This window comes from Mesorhizobium sp. M2A.F.Ca.ET.039.01.1.1, assembly GCF_003998035.1.
Lineage (GTDB): Bacteria > Pseudomonadota > Alphaproteobacteria > Rhizobiales > Rhizobiaceae > Mesorhizobium.
The window spans coordinates 1-17,168 of record NZ_RZRY01000051.1 but is presented as its reverse complement, the minus strand read 5'-3'; the positions used below and the strand labels follow the sequence as shown (position 1 = coordinate 17,168).

Sequence of the window (17,168 nt, the reverse complement as noted above, 5' to 3'; positions counted from 1 at the left end):
AGCCTGATCATGGCCGGCGCGCTGGATTGCTTCGGCCACGACCGCGCCCAGATGATGGCCGGCGTCGAGCGCATGATGGGCTTGGCCTCGCTGGCGCAGCAGAACGCCATCTCCGGCCAGGCCGACATTTTCGGCGCATCGCTCGGCAGCCAGTCGCAGGCGCTCAACCTGCCGGCGACCGATCCGTGGCTTGCCGCGGACCGGCTGCACCGCGAGTTCCAGGTGGTGGGCTTCTATCTCTCCGCGCATCCGCTGGACGAGTACAAGGCAGCGCTCCAGAAGATGCGCGTGCAGAACTGGGGAGAATTCTCGGCCGCGGTCAAACGGGGCGCGGCCGCCGGGCGGCTCGCCGGCACCGTCACCACCAAGCAGGAGCGCAAGACCCGCACCGGCAACAAGATGGGCGTCGTGCAGTTCTCCGACACGACCGGCCAGTATGAGGCGGTGCTGTTTTCCGAAGGGCTGGCGCAGTATCGCGACATGCTGGAGCCGGGCCGCTCGGTGGTGATCACCGTTTCGGCGGAGGACCGGCCGGAGGGCATCAATCTGCGCATCCAGACCGTGCAGTCGCTGGAGGACGAAGCCAGCCGCATCCAGAAGGCGCTGCGCATCTTCGTGCGTGACGCAGCACCCCTCGGCACGCTCGCCAACCAGCTTTCGGTCAAGGGCGAAGGGCAGGTGAGCTTCGTGCTGATCAAGGATGCAGGACAGGGCGAGGTCGAGATCGAACTGCCCAACCGCTACCGCATCTCGCCGCAAGTGGCGTCGGCAATGCGCGCGGTGCCGGGCGTGGTCGAGGTGGAGTTGGTTTAGCCGACAGTCGTCGCATGTAGCGCGGGATCAAATTCCCGCCAATACGCTGCATTTACCTCAACTACGACAGCGGCGCGACTGGTATATTATTGTTAGCTAACTTGTTTTAGTGTTGCGAACAGGCGGCGGGGCGCATGTTTGTGTCGCCGGGAAGATTGACGATTGGGCCGGGGCGGGGATCATGGTCGACAGGTTGGATTTCCAGACGATCCAGACGGATCGCGACGGGCAGCGCGCGGATGAGGCGGAGCCACCTCTGGTGTCGGCTATTATCCCCTGCCTGAACGAAGAGCGTACGCTTGGCATCTGCATCCGCAAGGCCTTCGACGTTTTTGCGAAGCGGGGCATCAAGGGCGAGGTCGTCGTAGGGGACAACGGGTCGAGTGACCGGTCGGTTGAGATCGCCGAGGCCCTCGGCGCGCGTGTCGTGCACCAACGGGTCAAGGGATATGGTGCGGCGATCAGCGCGGCGGCTGAATCCGCTCAAGGTGCGTATCTCATCATGGCCGATGCCGACGACTCTTACGACTGGAGCAGCCTCGGCGATTTTATCGCCGCCTTGGAGGAGGGGGCTGATCTGGTGATGGGCGATCGCTTTGCGGGCGGTATCGAGCCTGGGGCCATGCCGCCGCTGCACCGGTATCTCGGCAATCCTGTCCTTTCGACGATTGCCCGCTGGCTCCACCACTCTCCGATACATGATTTCCATTGCGGCATGCGCGGGTTTACCCGCGAAGCGTTCCGCAGGATAGGCGCGCGCTCGCCCGGGATGGAATTCGCCTCGGAGATGGTCATCAACGCCCATCGCGCGGGCCTGGTGATCCGCGAGGTGCCGATCAAGCTTTATCCGGACAAGCGCGGCCGCCCACCTCACCTGCGCTCGTTCCGCGACGGCTGGAGGCACCTGCGGCTGATCGTGGCCCATGCGCCCGACACCATGTACCTCATACCGGGGGCGACCTTGCTGGTAGCCGGTATTGCCGGGCTGTCGGTCCTCGCAGCCGGGCCTGTGCGGATCGGTGGCTGGTATTTCGGAATTCACTTCGTCGCGCTTTCCTCCATGGCGACGCTGATAGGCCTTTCGGCGATTTTGTTCGGTATGCTGGCCAAGGTGGCAATCGCTATCTATCAGCCAGTCCACGGGGGCCGAGTCGTGCCCTGGCTGATGCGTGGCAGCCCGTTGGAATGGCTGGTTTTTTCCGGCGGTGCGCTGGCGGTGGTCGGCTTTGTCGCAGACGCGCTGCTGGCGCTGCACTGGATATTTGTCGGTGGCCCGATGGAGCAGTCGGTGCACCTGACCTTTGTCACCACCACTGTCTGCGTGGCAGGTATGTCCATGGTGCTGTCCGGCTTCGTGCTCAAGCTGCTGCTTGATAATCTGGGTGACAGGCGTGCGATTTGACGGTTCGGCTGGCGCCCAAACTGAGGCTCGAACAGATGGCTCAGTGGACGAAAAGCCATTCCTGTCGGTGGTCATGCCGGTGCACGAAGGTGCGGCATGGATTGAAGCAACACTTGACTCGCTGGTTGCCGAGCCGGCCGGCAATCTGGAAATAATCGTCATCGACAGCACCCCGACGAGCGCTACGGCTGCCATCGTCGAGCGATTTGACCACCGAATACCGCTCCGGCTGCTTCAGCGACGAGACCTCACGCCCTGGCAGACGAAGACCAACTTGGGCGTCGAGCTAGCGACCGCTGATCACGTCTGCATCCTTCACCAAGACGATCTGTGGCTGCCCGGGCGCGTCGAGGCCGCCCGCCGCTGGCTCGATGGCTCGCCCGAAGTCGCGCTTCATTTGGCTCCGACCGCCATCATTGACCGCTACGGACACCGAGTTGGACGCTGGAACTGCCCTTTGCCGGCCGACAAGGTGCTCGGAGCTCAATTCTTGTTGGAGCGGCTGCTTGTGCAAAACTTTGTCTCTGTGCCCGCTCCGATATTTCGCCGAACCGCATGGCTGGTGTGCGGGGGCATGGATGAGAAACTCTGGTATACGGCGGATTGGGACATCTGGGCGAAACTCGCCAGTACCGGTCCAGTCGTTTATCACGACGAGGTCACGACGGCCTTTCGGGTTCACGGCAGTTCGCTTACTGTAACCGGGTCCCGTGACGTCAGCGAGTTCCGGTCGCAAATGCAAATTGTCATGGAACGCCATCTTCCCCAGCTTCCGGCTAGCAGCCGGCGCCTGGTTGAACCTACTGCCCGGGCATCGATCAGCGTCAATGTCTCGCTGGCCGCTGCATCGGGCGGTGACTTGAAGGCACTGGTGCGCGCGGCGCGTGTTGTATTCTCGCTCGGACCGGGCGGCATGAGGCGCTATTTGCGTGACTCGCGCTTGTGGGAGCGTGTCATTTGTCGGCTTCGGGCGAAACTGACAGGGGCTTTCTGACGCCAATGTCTGGTCCAGCTATGCCCAAGGATGAGCAGGGCGCGGGTCCCCGCAGAAGACCGCTTGTGGAACGAGGGTGGCGATACACGCTGGTGGGGCTGATATGCGCCATTGCGCATAACGCCATCATGATTGCGGTCGATCGCTTGGGGGGACACTACCTGCTGGGCATCCTGGTTTCGTTCGTGACTGTAACGCCGATCGGATACGCATTGCACAGCCGGTTCACCTTTGCCCAGCCACTTCGCTTGAATGCATTCACGCGTTTCGTAGGAGGCGTAGTGGCGGCTTATCCAATCTCGGTGGCCATGATGGTTGTCCTGTGTTCCGGCTTCGGTCTTAGTGTTGCGGTTGCCACTCCAATCGCCACTATCGCCCTATTCGTCTGGAACTTTGCCGCTGCGCACTGGGCCATCTTACCGCGTCTCTATCTGCTGACATCAGCCGTCCGCTTGAGAAACGAGGAGTAAGAATGCTGGCACCAGGTCAGGTTGCACGTAAGGTTCTTGGTCGCCATTTTGAGCCGCTTGGCAATGTCTATCGTCGTGTGTTCGTCAATCTCAACCTCATTGCCGATTTTCTTGATCGCGAATTGCCGAACGGCGCGAAGATATTGGATATTGGCGGCGGCGATGGCGCGCTTATCGAGCGGCTCCTAAATCGACGCCCTGACCTGGCGGTTACGATGTGCGATCTGGCTCCTTCAATCGGCACATTCTTAAGCGACGTAAATCGGGCGAGGGTTGAACTTCTGCCTGCGACTGATCTCGCCACCGTAACCGGGCTTTACGATGCCGTGACAATTTCCGACGTCATCCATCATGTGCCAGTCGATCAACGCGGCGCGTTCTTCAAGTCGCTGGCCAACAGCTGCGAACGCTGGGCTTGCCGGAAGATCATATTGAAGGACATTGAGCCGGGTGGCGTGCGCGCTTCGTTGTCGCTTCTTGCGGACCGACACATAACCGGAGACAAGCATGTCGTGCTGTTTTCACGCTCGGACTTTGCAGTCATGGCGCGACGGTATTTTCCGAAAGCACAGAGGGTATCGGCTTTGCCGGACTGGCCGAACTATTGCGAAGTGTTGACTTGGTAGTCTCTAAACCGATTACCCCGCGATCAATGCCACCGCCTCTCGGCCTGTGCCGCGGGTGTTAGACGCGATGCGTGCGGACTTACACGCCAGTCGAATTATTTGATCGCAATGGTGCTGAGCATACTAGCGATCCGATGACTCTCCGGGCGATCGACAAGCAATTTGTCGATGAACTTGAGCGGGAATGTTAGCGTCAACACAGCGCCTTTCGCCAACATGTAGCGGGTCCGACTCTCCCGACCCACAATCACCCCAACGTACTCGGAAAGGATGTTGACGATAGCGGTCGTCGGTCCCTGATGCGTCTGAACCTCAATGCTTCCAAACCGCCGAAGAAGCTGCTCGATCCCGTCCTTCGTGAAGTTGCAGTAATGAGCGGGGTAGCCATGATACGGAAACAGGAACGGATTGATGCACAGCAGCTTGCCTCCTGGCCTCAGGACGCGCAGCACTTCATCGACCACCGCAGCGGGATTGGGAACATGCTCGATCACGCTATCCAGAATGACGTAGTCGACCGAGTTGCTCGAAAGGGGGGTGTGCTCGATATTCGCGACGAGATCGACATTCGGTGCGGGGAACAAGTCTATATTGAGCACGTCCGAGCGGATGCGCCGAGCGCCGGAGCCGAACTCAATGACCATGGCATGTTCAGGCACCGACGCTAGAAACGAGTTCAGTGTGTCATGCGGTGAATACTCGCTTGTGACGAGTCGTTTCAGCGAATTGTAGAGGCGGGCGCGGGTGCTGGTGCCGGCATACACCTCTTCATGGAAGCTGGCGTCGAAGCCTTGCCTCGCCGGTGGCTCGACAAAGAACGGAATGCCCTGTCGTATGGGATAGATGGTGGAGCAAGACTTGCATGTTAGGGTAGTTGGGCCGGCCGCGAGCTCTGCATAGCAGGTTGGGCAGACAAGGCCCGACGTGAATTTGGATTGCAGCACGCGCTGTCCTTTCAAGTCTCCACGTTATTTGGGAGAGCAGGTTACCATGCATGTATATAGGCATTTCTTAACAGGCGAAGGCTAACAGTTGCTAAAGTCAAGTCGATACAAGCTAAACGGGCGGACTCGGTAAGAACCCACGATCCACATGAGCGACCAAGATAACGCAACGCGGTTCGGCACGGTGTTCGGGCAAGTAACCACTTTAACGCCGAGATGGAGTTGCCCTCTTCAAATTCGCCGGTCGCGGGCGGGGCGGTAGCGATCGGGGGGCGCAGTCGGCGGTATGCGGGTGGCCCTGTCTGAGCCAGGGTTTTGGTGGTATCTTGGACACGCAAGCACTTACACACAGATCAACCGAGCTATTCGGTCTCGGGCGGCGCAAGGCAATGATTTTTCTGGGCGTCCTGATCGCGCTCAAGATCATTTTGCTTTTCACCTTGGCTTGGAACGCTCGCTTCGTCATGGACGAATTCGTCCAGCTCGGATGGGCAAAATATTTCTCTGACGGCCTTTTCGATACGATCTGGCATCCCAAGGCGGTCGGTTATGCGATCTTCTACGAGATCGCCCACCTAATCGGCTGGGATGCCACGTCGATCCTGCTTGTCGGCCGCATCCAAACCGCCCTGCTGGCATGCGCGACCGTGGCCATGGTCTATGCCTGCGCTCGCGCGCTCGGGGAGGACCGGAACCGGGCTTTGATCATCGTCCTCATCCTCCTGTGCTTCTCGAATTTCATGGAGCGCATTTTTCGCACCATCGCCGAACCGCTGGCGGTGTTCTTCGCCGTGGCGGCGCTGCTGGTCGTCCTGCGGGCGCGTGAATTGAAGGGATGGCAGCTCGTCGCCGCTGGCGTCCTCAGCGGCCTGGCATTCCTCGCGACGCAGAAATCAATTTATTTCAACCTGGCACTCGGGCTCGGTCTGGTCGCCGACGCGGCTTTGATGAGACGCTACACGGCAGGTGTCGTGCGCGGCGCATGGCTCGTTTCAGGTTGGACTATTCCGATAATTGCCTACTGCTTCATCTTTGGCGGCGCCGACCCCATTCCGATTGCTAGGAACCTCATATTCGGCCCGATCGAGATCGCGGGGCGCGGGGGTGGTGACTATGGAGGGCTGAGGCGCTATGTATTGCAGACGCTTGCGCGCAATTATGTTCTTTACGTCCTCTGCTTCGCCGGCATGGCTCTGTCCCTAACGCAGATCATGAAGTTGGACGAACGAAGGCGCATTGCGCTGATCTTCTCCGTCGTCATCACGGTGCTGGTCTTCGCGCACGACCAGCCGTGGCCTTATGTCTTCATCATGGCGTTGCCGTTCATGTCGCTTTGGTCGCTGACAATGCTCGACGGCCTCGCGACCCGTGTGCTTTACCTGCGCATCGCATGGGCGGCGTTGGCCGCCGCCATTGCCATGAGCTTCGTCGTCAACCTGCTCTACCTTCGCATCGACAATGCCGCCCAACTCGAGCTGGTGGCGCGCGCGGAGTCATTGCTTGCATCGGACGAACGGTATTTCGACGGCATAGGAATGCTGCCCAACCGGATGGAGCCGACAACCTTGTGGCTCGACAAGCATTATGTGCTCAAGACCTTGCGGGAAAGCGGCCGCTCCGAAGCGTATAGTGTCTTGAGCAAGTCCCCGCCGAAGCTGATCCTCTGGTCTTACAGGATGGACTATATCTATCCGGTGGTCGCGCCTCTAATCTTGAACGGTTATGTCAGGATCGCGCCGAATCTCAGGATAGCGGGCGTCCGCCTTCAGCCCGGCGAGCGCAAGATTTTCGACGTTCCGATCGCTGGAAGCTATGCGCTTTACAACAAAGATGGCACTCAGCTGTCGGGGCAGGTCGACGTCGACGGCAAGGTGCTTGCACCGCCACTTCAACTTTCGCCCGGACCAAAGACCGTGACCTTGCACGACCCAGCAGGCGAGGCTTTGCTGTTGCCTACCGGTTTCTATGCCGGACGTTTCAAACCCGGTAGCGACAACGATCTTCTGTTTGAAGGCGTCTATGACTGAGCCGAGCGTCATCCAATCGGCGGCCTGACGACGCCGGTATGACGGACGTTGGCCAATTAGGGGGGGCGACTTCGGCCTCCTTCGGCGTCTTACGCTGCAAATTGAGCAGGTTGCCGGCCAGAATCAGCGCCGCGCCGCCGGCGGTGAAGATGTCGATCTGTTCGTGATAGAGCAGCCAGCCGACAAACGCCGACAGCGGTACGCGCAGGAAATCCATCGGCGAGATGAGGGTGGCGTCCGCATAGGCCAGTGCGCGCGCCATGCAGAAGTGTGACGACATGCCTGTGAAAGCGATCACCACGATCCATGGCCAAAGCGCGAGCGGCGGGTTGCGCCACTCGTAGAGCGCGGGCAGCAGGCCGAGCACCGACTGGATGATCAGCATCCAGAAGATAATGCGCACGACGCTGTCTGTCCTCGTCAGCGATTTCACCATGACCACCGAACAGCCGAAGCAGACCGCGGCGCCCAGCACGATGAGCTGCCCCGGGTTGACCGAGCTGACGCCTGGACGCACGATGATGATCACCCCGATCAGGCCGAGCACGATAGCCGTCAGCCTGGGCTTGGAGAGCCGTTCGCCAAGAAAACCGACCGCGAAAACCGCCGTCCAGATCGGTGTGGTGAATTCAATGGAAATCAGCACGGCGAGCGGTATCAGCGTCAGCGCATAGAGCCACGCCGCCTGGCCGGTATAGTGGATGACATTGCGGGCGATATGCGTGAACGGGCGTTGCGTGAGCATCGCCGGGAAACCGCCGCTTGTCATCACCAGCGGCAGCAGGATGAAGAAACCGATCACCGAGCGCAGCTCCAGCACCTGGAAGACGTTGAGATCGCTGGTCGTGGCGCGGCCGGCGACGGTCATCGCCAGGAAGGAGGCGATTGACAGCGCCATCCAGAATGCGGCTTTGGGGATCGAGGGAGCGGGTGCCATTTGGGCCTCTATCTCGCAAGCCCAGACCTGGGCTGCAACCGTTAGCGGCGTCATTCCACTGGGCCAGGGATTCGTGTCAAAAAACAGTCATCGCCGCGGCGGAACCTGACGCCTGGGCATCCGTTAAGCCCATGCCTTCCGTCGGCAGGAGCCGGCCAAACCGTTTCAAACTCTTCCTGGAATGGTACTAGTGATCGCGAGAGGGGAACATCTTGATGAAATCGACCGCCGCCTTGCTGGCCGCCGCCTGTCTTTTGTGCGCGACCGGCGCGCATGCCGATGAGGCGGCCTTCCTGCGTACGCTGCAGGGTGAGTTTTCCGGCAAGGGAACGCTCAGGATCAGGACGAACACGCCGGTGATGAACATCAACTGCACCTTCACCTCGGACGCGACGGCGGACTCGCTGTCGCTTGATGGCACCTGCCGCGCACTGCTGATCATGTCGCGCGAGATCCGCGCCGACCTGAAGGTCAGCGGGGCGAGCTACACCGGCACCTATATCGGCTCGCGCAGCGGACCCGCCGGGCTCAACGGAAGCCGCAAGGGCGATGCGATCGACCTCGACATCCATTGGGCGAAAGTCGTCAATGGCGACCGCGACGCGGAGCTGACGGTTGAAAAGATCGGGCCGGACAATATGCGCATGACGGTGACCGACATGGATCCGGCCACCGGCAAGATGGTGGTGACCAGCCGGATCGATCTGAAGCGCAACTGACCTTTGCTTTGACGCAATTCCGGACGGAAAACCGCTCACACTTTTCCTGGAATTGCTCGAAACCTCAATCCTCCAGCGGCTCGGGCGGATTGGCGGCGCGGCCCTTGCCGAATGTATAGCCGGTCTCGACGGCTTTCCTGCCGAACTTGTCGCGCAACGTGTCCATCGCGCCTTCGGCCAGCGCGCGCTTGCGCGACTGGATGTCGACCAGGTCGGGCGGGTCGGCCTTGTCGTCATTGGAGAGATCGCTGACGCCGATGCCGAGCAGGCGGAACTTCGTGCCGTCGGCTTCGCGGCGCAACAGGTCGAGGCCGGTCTGGAAGATGCGGTCGGCAAGGCGCGTCGGATCGCCGAGCTGGCGGTTGCGGGTGCGAAGCTTGAAATCCTGCGTCTTCAGCTTCAGCACCACGGTGCGCCCCGCAATGCCGGATTTCTTCAGCCGGGCCGAGACCTTTTCCGACAGGCCGCGCAGCACCGGCACCAGTTCCGACAGGGCGCCGATATCATTATCGAAAGTGGTTTCGGCCGACACGCTCTTGGCGTCGCCGCCGGGGTCGACCGGGCGGTCGTCCTCGCCGCGCGAGAGCCGGTAGAGCCGGTCGCCCATGACGCCATAACGGCGCATCAGGTCGCCGCGCTCCATGCGCTGCAATTGCGCGATCATGCGGATGCCGTCGCGCTCCAGCGTCGCGGCCAAAGCCTTGCCCACGCCCCAGATCAGCGTCACTGGCTGTGCGGCGAGAAAGCTCGGCGCCTCCGCTTCGCCGATCACGGAAAAGCCGCGCGGCTTGCGGAAATCCGAGGCGATCTTGGCCAGGAACTTGCAGTAGGAAAGGCCCGCCGAGACGGTGATGCCGAGTTCCTTTTCCACCGTCTGCGCGAAGCGCGCCAGCACCAGCGCCGGCGGCATGCCATGCAGCCGCTCGGTGCCGGCGAGGTCGAGAAAGGCCTCGTCGATCGACAGCGGCTCGACCTGCGGCGTCAGCGCCAGCATCAGCGCCCGCACCTGGCGGCCGACACCGACATATTTTTCCATGTTGGGCGGAATCACCGCCGCTTCCGGGCAGAGTTCCAGCGCCTTGAACATCGGCATGGCCGAGCGAACGCCCTGAATCCGGGCGATATAGCAGGCGGTGGAGACGACGCCGCGACGGCCGCCGCCGATGATGACCGGCTTGTCCTTCAGCGCCGGATTGTCGCGCTTTTCGATCGCCGCGTAGAAGGCGTCGCAATCGATATGCGCGATCTTGAGCCGGTAGAGCTCCGTGTGCCGGACAAGGCGCGGACTGCCGCAGCGATCGCAGCGGCGCGTCTCCGAGCGCTGGAGCGCCAGGCAGTCACGGCAAAAACCGTGTTCGGGATTGTTGACAGGAGCCGCCATCGCTGCGAACATAAAGAGAACAAACGCAATGGTACGACAGCGCAAGGCCGGCAACAAGCTTGGCCTGGGGAGAACGCATGAGCACGACCATAGCACCGCTGACCCCCGAGCGCTGGGCCGATTTCGAGGACCTCTTCGGCAAGCAGGGCGCCTGCTATGGCTGCTGGTGCACCCATTTCCGGCTGGCGCCGGCGGAGCGCCGCGCCAGCGACAAGGAGCGCAATAAGGATCTCATCAAGGCGCGCATCGAGGCAGGTCCCCCGCCGGGGCTCCTGGCGTTCGAGGACAGCAAGGCCGTCGGCTGGATGCAGGTCGGCCCGCGCGCCGACGTGCCCGAATGGAACAATCAGGGCCGGGGCTCGGCGCCGGTCGATCCGGCCGACGCCGGCGACCCGGATGTCTGGGCGATCTCCTGCTTCTTCATCCGCGTCAAAGCGAGGGGCCGCGGCGTCTCGCACCGGCTCGTCGAGGGCGGCATCGCCTTCGCCCGGGAGAATGGCGCGAGGCTGCTGGAAGCCTGCCCGATCGACCTGTCGCGCGATTCGCGCTCGATCGGGCTTTTCGTCGGTTCGTCGCGGGTGTTCGAGAAGGCCGGCTTCGAAAGGCTCGTTGAGCGCAAGCCCGGCCGGCCGCTGATGCGGCTGGTGCTTTAGCCGGATGCGCTTTTGGCCTACAGTCAACGTCTTGCGGCTGTAACGCTTCTTGCCTACCAAAAGCACCATTGTTTCGTCTTCCGACAGCACGGAGAACCGACGTGAAGCGTATTTTGCCACTTGCCTTTGCCCTCGCAATCAGCGCGCCAGCCTTTGCCCAGACCGTGGACAATCAAGGCGCCAAGCAGCTTTCCGACGATCTGGCGCGCTATTTCGGCAAGCAGGCGTTCGACAAGGGCGTGCTCAAGGTTTCGGTGGAGGGCGACGCCTACAAGATCGCGCTCGACATCAAAGCGCTCGTCAATGCGGTGCCGGAGCAGAAGCTCCTGAAGTTCGACATGGCCCCGTACGCGCTGATGGTGAAGCCGCGCAGCGACGGGTCGTGGGACGTCTCGTCGAATTTCTCGCAGGGCGCCTCATTCGAGTTCGAAGGGCCGGAGGGCCGCCAGAGCATGGAATTCACGATCAAGGACGGCAAGCTGACCAGCGTCTACGATCCGGCCCTTGCGGCCTTCACCAATGCAACCAGCTCCTTGGCCGGGATGACAATGACGTCCCGGGACGCCAAGCAGCAGGCCGATGCCTCGACCGGCGCCGGCACCGCCACCGTTGTCGCGACCAAATCCGCCAGTGGCGGCGTCGACTTCACGGCGACTCAAAAGGTCTCGGACTTCGTCGAGACCATCAAGATCAACGATGCCGACAACGGGATGAATTTTCCGCTTACCTTGAAAACGCCGGAACTTTCCGTTGACGCAAACGGCAAGGGCGTCCGGACCAAGCCGCTGCTCGACCTGCTCGCCTTTGCCGTGGCGAATGAGGACGAAGCCAAACTCAAGGCGAACCAGGCAGAGCTCAAATCGCTGATGCTGGCCGCGCTGCCGATCTGGCAAAGGATCGAAGGCAATTACGGCTTCAAGGATTTCGAGGTGGAGAGCCCTGTCGGCAAGTTCGGGGCGAAGCAATTCAGCACCGCATTCGGCATGGACGGCGTCTCCCAGAACGGCAAGGTCGATTACACGATCAAGGCATCGGGGCTGACGATCCCGCATCAGACCCTGCCCGAATGGACCACCCCCTTGCTGCCAACCGACGTCGACCTGAATTTCGGCGGCGCCAATATCGATCTCGATACGATGGCGAAGAAGGCGATCGAAGCCTTTGATCTCAATAAGGAACCACCGCTTCCGGATGAATTCGGCAAGGCTCTGGTCGCCGATTTCAAGGCCAAGAATCCCAAGGTCGTCATCGGGCACAGCACGGTGAAAAACGGCGACATCGAGGTCGCGCTGGAAGGCGAGATGACATTTCCAGGCGAGAAACCGGATGCGAGCGTGACCATCGACGTCGCCGGCTATGACAAGCTCGTCGATGCCCTGAAGGAAGGCGCCAAGAGCGATGAGCAGATGGCGCAGGCCTTTCCCTTTGCCCTGGCCGTCAAGGGCTTCGGCAAGACGTTGCCGGACGGTCGCCTGGAGTGGGTGATCAACACCAAGGCCGATGGGTCCGTCGCGGTCAATGGCGCTATGCTGAAGGGCCCGGACGAGGTCCAGGACGACAGCGCGGGACAGGACGACAATTCGAGCGGCGATGACGGCGCGAACGGAACGGACGATTCCACCGGAGGCGACGATTCGGACGGCGGCGACAATGGCGGGGCGGGCGCAAAGCTGCAGCCCTGAGCGTTTAAGCTAGTTCCCAGACACAGGGATCTTGAAGGGTTGCCGTTTGTTCCGGCGCAAGATTTTCCGTTCATTTCCGTGAACTCAGCGCAAACGCCTGGGATTGGTTGAAGCCGACTCCAACGTCGTCATTCTATGGCGGAGCAAGGAGCGGAGCGACGCGCGCAGACCATAGAATCCATGCCGTGACTTGGAAGCGCCGCCACGGTGCGGAATTCTGCTCCGTTGCACGCCTTGGCGAAGGTAACGGCATGGATTCCAGGGTCTTCGCGACGGAGCTTCGCTCCTGCTCCGCCCTGGAATGACGATCGCGATGGGCGTTTCGGCCAATCTCCAAGGCATGCCACCTCCAAGGCAAACAGAGCTGACTGGTCAAAATCCCTGTGCTGGGGAACTAGGGCGTTTCACCGTTTCACGGAAACGGCGAAGCGCCCTGCCTACAGCGGTCGCCGAGCCAACCGCTCACGGTTCTCCCAGGGTTACGCTAAAGCCCAAGAGCGCGCGCGATCTTGGGCGCGGCCTCGCGCCAGTCCTCGACCGAGACGATGTCCTCCGGCGTCGGCGGCAGGAAGGCGCGCAGCGAGTTGTCGGCCATCAGATGGAAGAGGTGGGCGTCGGCCACGGAATTGCGCGCCGAGACCAGGTTGGAGGGCTGGTCGTCGACAAAGGCGACCGGCCGGCCTTTGAGGCCGCGCAGCTTGGCGATGGCCGGCCCCTTGGCCATCTCCGTCGTCAGCAGCGGGTAGTCGAGCCCCAGCGCATCGAGATGGGCGCGGCGCACCGCGCGATGCTTGTGTGGCATGGCGGTCAGCAGGACGATCTCGGCGCCTTGGCCAAGCATCGCCAGGGCGTCCGCCGCGCCCTCGGTGATGCTTTGCCAATCCGCCTGGGTGTCGAAGAAATCGCCCAGCAGCGCCGTCACTTCCGGCTGTTCGATCAGCCGGCCGGTCGCCGTTTCGGCGATGTTGCCTGTCAATCGGAAGGACGAGAGCGTCAGCCCGAAGCCGCGCGTTTTGAGGAAATGCGGAAAGGGCCGGACGAATTCCAGCACGACATCGTCGACATCGAGCACCAGCAGCGGCCGGTCGTCGTCGGCAAGCTCTTCGATCTGCCTCGCCGTCTCGGGATCGTCGCTCATGTCGAGCGCTCGTGATCGTCGTTGCCGAGCGGGAGGGCACGCAATGCCTTGCCGATGGCGGCCGGCGGCGTGCCGGTCTCCTCGGCGAAGCGCAGCAGCGTCGGCTCATGAGCGAGGATGAATTGCAGGACGCCGGCAAGGAAGCCAGGCTCCGCAGCGGCCTTGCGGATCGAGTTGGCCTCGATGCCGGTGATCGCCAGGAAGCGGGGCAGAAGTTCCGGATCGGCGGCGACGAAGCCCAGCGCCTTGACGGCAATGGTTTCCGCTTCCTCGCGCATTGACGCTGCGTTCGCCATCATTACTTTTGGAATGGTGGATTTTTGAGTCTGCTAACGCAGTAACGGCAAGCGTCGCTCGCGGCAAGCCTCCGCTCTCTCCCACAAAACGCCCGAAGGTGGAATTGGTGCAGCTTTCCAACCTCCGGTTTCCGTTTCGTCAATTATATTGGGCTAGGGTGGAAAGGGTTGGGTGCGGTCCGAGGAGACGCATTACGACGGTCTTCGACTTCGAGGGCGGTCGGGACGGGAAATTGATGGCTAAGAAGGTCATGATCGTCGAGGACAACGAGCTCAACATGAAGCTCTTTCGGGACCTCATCGAAGCCAGCGGTTACGAGACGGTCCGCACGCGCAACGGGTTGGAGGCGTTGGATCTGGCGCGCCAGCACCGGCCGGACCTCATTTTGATGGACATCCAGCTGCCCGAGGTCTCCGGCCTGGAAGTGACCAAATGGCTGAAGGAAGACGACGAATTGCATTCGATCCCTGTCATCGCCGTCACCGCCTTCGCGATGAAAGGCGATGAGGAGCGCATCCGCCAGGGCGGCTGCGAGGCCTATATCTCCAAGCCGATCTCGGTGCCGCGCTTCATCGAGACGATCAAATCCTATCTGGGCGATGCCTGATGCCCGAGACCAGCAGAACCGGAGTTTTCTGATGACCGCGCGGATCCTCGTCGTCGACGATATCCCCGCCAATGTGCGGCTGCTGGAGGTTCGGCTGCTTGCCGAGTATTTCGAGGTGCTGACGGCCAATAACGGCCCGGATGCGATCGAGACCTGCGAGAACGGCAAGGTCGACGTCGTGCTGCTCGACGTGATGATGCCAGGCATGGACGGGTTCGAGGTCTGCAAGCGCCTGAAGGGCGATCCGGCGACCTCGCATATACCGGTGGTCATGATCACCGCGCTCGACCAGGTCTCGGACCGGGTGCGCGGCCTCGAGGCCGGCGCGGACGATTTCCTGACCAAGCCGGTCAACGACCTGCAGCTGATGACGCGCGTGAAGAGCCTCGTCAGGCTGAAGTCGCTGACCGACGAGCTCAGGCTGCGCGCCTCGACCACGCGCAATATCGGGATCGAGGAACTTCTGAGCCGTGATTTCGCGACCGAAGACGTCAAGCCGAAGGTGCTTCTCATCGACGAGCGCAGATCCTCGGTCGAACGCATCCAGAAGATGCTGCGCCACAGCGCCGAGCTCGATGTCGCGACCGATCCAAATGCAGGGTTCTTCCAGGCGGCGGAGATGCCGTATGAATGCGTGCTGATCTCGACCGCATTCTCCGGCTTCGATGCGCTGAGGCTTTGCTCGCAACTGCGTTCGCTCGACCGCACCCGCTTCCTGCCGATCATGCTGCTCGCTGACGAGGGCGAGGAGGGCCGCATCCTGCGCGGACTGGAGCTCGGCATCAACGACTACCTGATCCGGCCGATCGACCAGCACGAGCTGATGGCGCGGCTGCGCACACAGGTGCGGCGCAAGCGCTACAACGATCAGTTGCGCGCCAGCGTCGCCCAGACGATCGAGATGGCGGTGATCGACGGGCTGACCGGGCTGCACAACCGGCGCTACCTCGACAGCCACCTGCAGACGCTGTTCGATCGCGCCGCAGCGCGGCGGCGGCCGCTGTCGGTGATGATCACCGATCTCGACCGCTTCAAGTCGATCAACGACACCTATGGCCATGACGGCGGCGACGATGTGCTGCGGGAATTCGCCAGACGGCTGCGCAAGAATGTGCGCGGCATCGATCTCGCCTGCCGCTTCGGCGGGGAGGAGTTCGTCGTGGTCATGCCCGACACCGACGGCGCGGTCGCAGAGAAAGTGGCCGAGCGTATCCGCGCCGAGATCGCCCAGGCGCCTTTTGCCATCGGGAGCGACGGCAAGACGATCGAGGTGACGGTCAGCGTCGGCGTATCCTCGCTTCTGAAGGGAACCGACAGCGTCGCGGCGCTGATGAAGCGCGCCGATCTTGCGCTCTATGAAGCCAAAAGCGGCGGCCGCAACCGGGTGGTCGCCAAGGCGGCTTGAAGCGCCTCGCCATCTTCCCGACCCGCTGTTTATGCTTTAGATTTAGATTTCGCGCATGTTCGCGCTTCAGCGGCATGCCTGCAAAAGGCGCCGATTCCCGGCCGTCCCCACAAGGTTAGGAATTTACCTTAACCCAAGCGATTCGCGAGCGGTGGTTAAGAAATGGTTGATTTTTATAAGGTCTTGCGCAAATCTGCGGCGCATAGACAGAAGGCAAGGCCGGCACGAGGGTAGACTAGCCGGCTCGATCCGAAAAATACCCCATGATGCTCAGGTCCGCCGCATCTCCTGGGTCCGTGGGGTCGGCCGGCCGGCGCTGGCACATAGTGGCCTCCTCGTACCGCTGCCAAACGCCGACCGGCCCCCTTTTTTCAAAAGACTAAAGCGCGTCGCGATCTCTCAGATTCGCTCCGTGCGCTTCAGGTTTTTGATTACGCATGTCTTTATCCCGAAACCGGTCCACTTTCGGGAGACATGCTTTGAACCGACCGGGAACCAGCGCTGAACAGCGGCGCGGCTACCTTGCCGCCGATCCCTCCTGAAAACAAAAACGCCGCCCCAAGGGCGGCGCTTTTGGCTTACACGGCGGGAAACCGGATTACTTGATCTTGGTTTCCTTGAACTCGACGTGCTTCTTGGCGACCGGATCGTACTTGCGGAACGAGAGCTTGTCCGTCTTGGTACGGCTGTTCTTGCTGGTCACGTAGAAGAACCCGGTGTCGGCGGTCGACAGAAGCTTGATCTTGATGTTTGCGGCTTTGGCCATGATGTTCGTCCGTTAATGTTCGTGGAGTTTTGGCCGCTGGAGCACGGGGAAAACACCCGGACGCGGGAAACTTGGCGCGACACATAAAGAACGCGCCCGGAAAGTCAAGCCCGGGCGCCTTCTTCGCCTAATTTCGGCATGGGCGATTTCACCGCTTCAAGCGCTATGCTCGACCAACTGTCCCTTCTTTTTCCAGTCGCCCGTCGTGTTCCACCAGCGATTCGGATTGGCGCGGTCGTCCAGGCCCTTGGAGCGGCTGGCCAACAGCGGCTGGATGCGGATGACGGGCTCCTGGTAGGAATGGGCC

General features: G+C 61.6%; 17 protein-coding genes. 11 read left to right on the top strand and 6 right to left on the bottom strand.

Going from position 1 to position 17,168, the window contains the following annotated elements; genetic code table 11:
• The 5 genes from EOA24_RS07005 to EOA24_RS06985 all read left to right on the top strand — a co-directional run.
• A partial coding sequence (locus EOA24_RS07005) for an OB-fold nucleic acid binding domain-containing protein (RefSeq protein ID WP_245501767.1) occupies positions 1-813 on the top strand: 813 nt, incomplete at its 5' end.
• Positions 814-994: 181 nt separating this feature from the next.
• The gene (locus EOA24_RS07000) at positions 995-2,215 is read left to right on the top strand and encodes a glycosyltransferase family 2 protein (protein WP_126082378.1); all 1,221 of its coding nucleotides are present in this window, start codon (positions 995-997) and stop codon (positions 2,213-2,215) included.
• Positions 2,216-2,258: 43 nt separating this feature from the next.
• Positions 2,259-3,209: a glycosyltransferase gene (locus EOA24_RS06995; protein ID WP_245467033.1), complete on the top strand. Its 951-nt coding sequence runs from the start codon at positions 2,259-2,261 to the stop codon at positions 3,207-3,209.
• Positions 3,210-3,214: 5 nt separating this feature from the next.
• Positions 3,215-3,679, top strand: coding sequence for a GtrA family protein (locus EOA24_RS06990; protein WP_126082379.1), 465 nt, complete (start codon positions 3,215-3,217; stop codon positions 3,677-3,679).
• Positions 3,680-3,681: 2 nt separating this feature from the next.
• Positions 3,682-4,305 (top strand): class I SAM-dependent methyltransferase, encoded by a 624-nt coding sequence (locus EOA24_RS06985; RefSeq protein WP_126082380.1) that lies wholly within the window; start codon positions 3,682-3,684, stop codon positions 4,303-4,305.
• A gap of 95 nt (positions 4,306-4,400) precedes the next feature.
• Here EOA24_RS06985 and EOA24_RS06980 read toward each other — a convergent pair whose 3' ends face one another.
• Entirely contained in the window at positions 4,401-5,249 is an 849-nt protein-coding gene (locus tag EOA24_RS06980; RefSeq protein ID WP_126082381.1) for a methyltransferase domain-containing protein, read from the bottom strand.
• Between the two features lie 389 nt (positions 5,250-5,638).
• Here EOA24_RS06980 and EOA24_RS06975 point away from each other — a divergent pair, with 389 nt between their 5' ends.
• A complete protein-coding gene (locus EOA24_RS06975; protein ID WP_127409683.1) occupies positions 5,639-7,276 on the top strand; it encodes a glycosyltransferase family 39 protein in 1,638 nt (545 codons plus the stop codon).
• Here EOA24_RS06975 and EOA24_RS06970 read toward each other — a convergent pair.
• Complete coding sequence (locus EOA24_RS06970) at positions 7,227-8,213, bottom strand: DMT family transporter (protein WP_126082384.1); 987 nt, start codon at positions 8,211-8,213, stop codon at positions 7,227-7,229. The genes EOA24_RS06975 and EOA24_RS06970 overlap by 50 nt on opposite strands.
• A gap of 215 nt (positions 8,214-8,428) precedes the next feature.
• Between EOA24_RS06970 and EOA24_RS06965 the strand changes: the two genes are divergently transcribed.
• The gene (locus EOA24_RS06965) at positions 8,429-8,932 is read left to right on the top strand and encodes a hypothetical protein (RefSeq protein ID WP_126082385.1); all 504 of its coding nucleotides are present in this window, start codon (positions 8,429-8,431) and stop codon (positions 8,930-8,932) included.
• A gap of 64 nt (positions 8,933-8,996) precedes the next feature.
• On the opposite strand, the gene EOA24_RS06960 is transcribed toward EOA24_RS06965, so the two are convergent.
• Positions 8,997-10,325, bottom strand: coding sequence for a DNA polymerase IV (locus tag EOA24_RS06960; protein WP_126082386.1), 1,329 nt, complete (start codon positions 10,323-10,325; stop codon positions 8,997-8,999).
• Positions 10,326-10,390: 65 nt separating this feature from the next.
• Between EOA24_RS06960 and EOA24_RS06955 the strand changes: the two genes are divergently transcribed.
• Both EOA24_RS06955 and EOA24_RS06950 read left to right on the top strand, forming a co-directional pair.
• On the top strand, positions 10,391-10,966 hold the full coding sequence (locus EOA24_RS06955; RefSeq protein WP_126082387.1) for a GNAT family N-acetyltransferase: 576 nt from the start codon (positions 10,391-10,393) through the stop codon (positions 10,964-10,966).
• 101 nt (positions 10,967-11,067) lie between these two features.
• Positions 11,068-12,648 carry a hypothetical protein gene (locus EOA24_RS06950; protein WP_126082388.1) on the top strand — a complete coding sequence of 527 codons (1,581 nt, stop codon included), beginning with the start codon at positions 11,068-11,070 and terminating at the stop codon, positions 12,646-12,648.
• A 484-nt stretch (positions 12,649-13,132) separates the two neighbouring features.
• Here EOA24_RS06950 and EOA24_RS06945 read toward each other — a convergent pair whose 3' ends face one another.
• Both EOA24_RS06945 and EOA24_RS06940 read right to left on the bottom strand, forming a co-directional pair.
• Positions 13,133-13,786, bottom strand: coding sequence for a hypothetical protein (locus EOA24_RS06945; RefSeq protein ID WP_126082389.1), 654 nt, complete (start codon positions 13,784-13,786; stop codon positions 13,133-13,135).
• Positions 13,783-14,082, bottom strand: a complete 300-nt coding sequence (locus EOA24_RS06940; protein ID WP_126083783.1) for a DUF3572 domain-containing protein — start codon at positions 14,080-14,082, stop codon at positions 13,783-13,785. Before EOA24_RS06940 ends, EOA24_RS06945 begins: the two co-directional genes overlap by 4 nt.
• Before the next feature lie 236 nt (positions 14,083-14,318).
• On the opposite strand from EOA24_RS06940, the gene EOA24_RS06935 reads away from it, so the two are divergent.
• The gene (locus tag EOA24_RS06935) at positions 14,319-14,690 is read left to right on the top strand and encodes a response regulator (protein ID WP_027166515.1); all 372 of its coding nucleotides are present in this window, start codon (positions 14,319-14,321) and stop codon (positions 14,688-14,690) included.
• A 31-nt stretch (positions 14,691-14,721) separates the two neighbouring features.
• The gene (locus tag EOA24_RS06930; RefSeq protein ID WP_127409682.1) at positions 14,722-16,095 is read left to right on the top strand and encodes a PleD family two-component system response regulator; all 1,374 of its coding nucleotides are present in this window, start codon (positions 14,722-14,724) and stop codon (positions 16,093-16,095) included.
• A gap of 598 nt (positions 16,096-16,693) precedes the next feature.
• Here the strand turns inward: EOA24_RS06930 and rpmG are convergent.
• On the bottom strand, positions 16,694-16,861 hold the full coding sequence (gene rpmG / locus EOA24_RS06920; protein WP_006201775.1) for a 50S ribosomal protein L33: 168 nt from the start codon (positions 16,859-16,861) through the stop codon (positions 16,694-16,696).
• Positions 16,862-17,168 lie beyond the last annotated feature (307 nt).

Bases quoted from the DNA above. Each gene is read 5' to 3' on its own strand.
- EOA24_RS06940 (WP_126083783.1), bottom strand. From the start codon at position 14,082: ATGGCGAACGCAGCGTCAATGCGCGAGGAAGCGGAAACCATTGCCGTC.
- rpmG (WP_006201775.1), bottom strand. From the start codon at position 16,861: ATGGCCAAAGCCGCAAACATCAAGATCAAGCTTCTGTCGACCGCCGAC.
- EOA24_RS06975 (WP_127409683.1), top strand. From the start codon at position 5,639: ATGATTTTTCTGGGCGTCCTGATCGCGCTCAAGATCATTTTGCTTTTC.
- EOA24_RS06930 (WP_127409682.1), top strand. From the start codon at position 14,722: ATGACCGCGCGGATCCTCGTCGTCGACGATATCCCCGCCAATGTGCGG.
- EOA24_RS06955 (WP_126082387.1), top strand. From the start codon at position 10,391: ATGAGCACGACCATAGCACCGCTGACCCCCGAGCGCTGGGCCGATTTC.
- EOA24_RS06935 (WP_027166515.1), top strand. From the start codon at position 14,319: ATGGCTAAGAAGGTCATGATCGTCGAGGACAACGAGCTCAACATGAAG.
- EOA24_RS06960 (WP_126082386.1), bottom strand. From the start codon at position 10,325: ATGTTCGCAGCGATGGCGGCTCCTGTCAACAATCCCGAACACGGTTTT.
- EOA24_RS06985 (WP_126082380.1), top strand. From the start codon at position 3,682: ATGCTGGCACCAGGTCAGGTTGCACGTAAGGTTCTTGGTCGCCATTTT.
- EOA24_RS06990 (WP_126082379.1), top strand. From the start codon at position 3,215: ATGTCTGGTCCAGCTATGCCCAAGGATGAGCAGGGCGCGGGTCCCCGC.
- EOA24_RS06970 (WP_126082384.1), bottom strand. From the start codon at position 8,213: ATGGCACCCGCTCCCTCGATCCCCAAAGCCGCATTCTGGATGGCGCTG.
- EOA24_RS06945 (WP_126082389.1), bottom strand. From the start codon at position 13,786: ATGAGCGACGATCCCGAGACGGCGAGGCAGATCGAAGAGCTTGCCGAC.
- EOA24_RS06965 (WP_126082385.1), top strand. From the start codon at position 8,429: ATGAAATCGACCGCCGCCTTGCTGGCCGCCGCCTGTCTTTTGTGCGCG.
- EOA24_RS07000 (WP_126082378.1), top strand. From the start codon at position 995: ATGGTCGACAGGTTGGATTTCCAGACGATCCAGACGGATCGCGACGGG.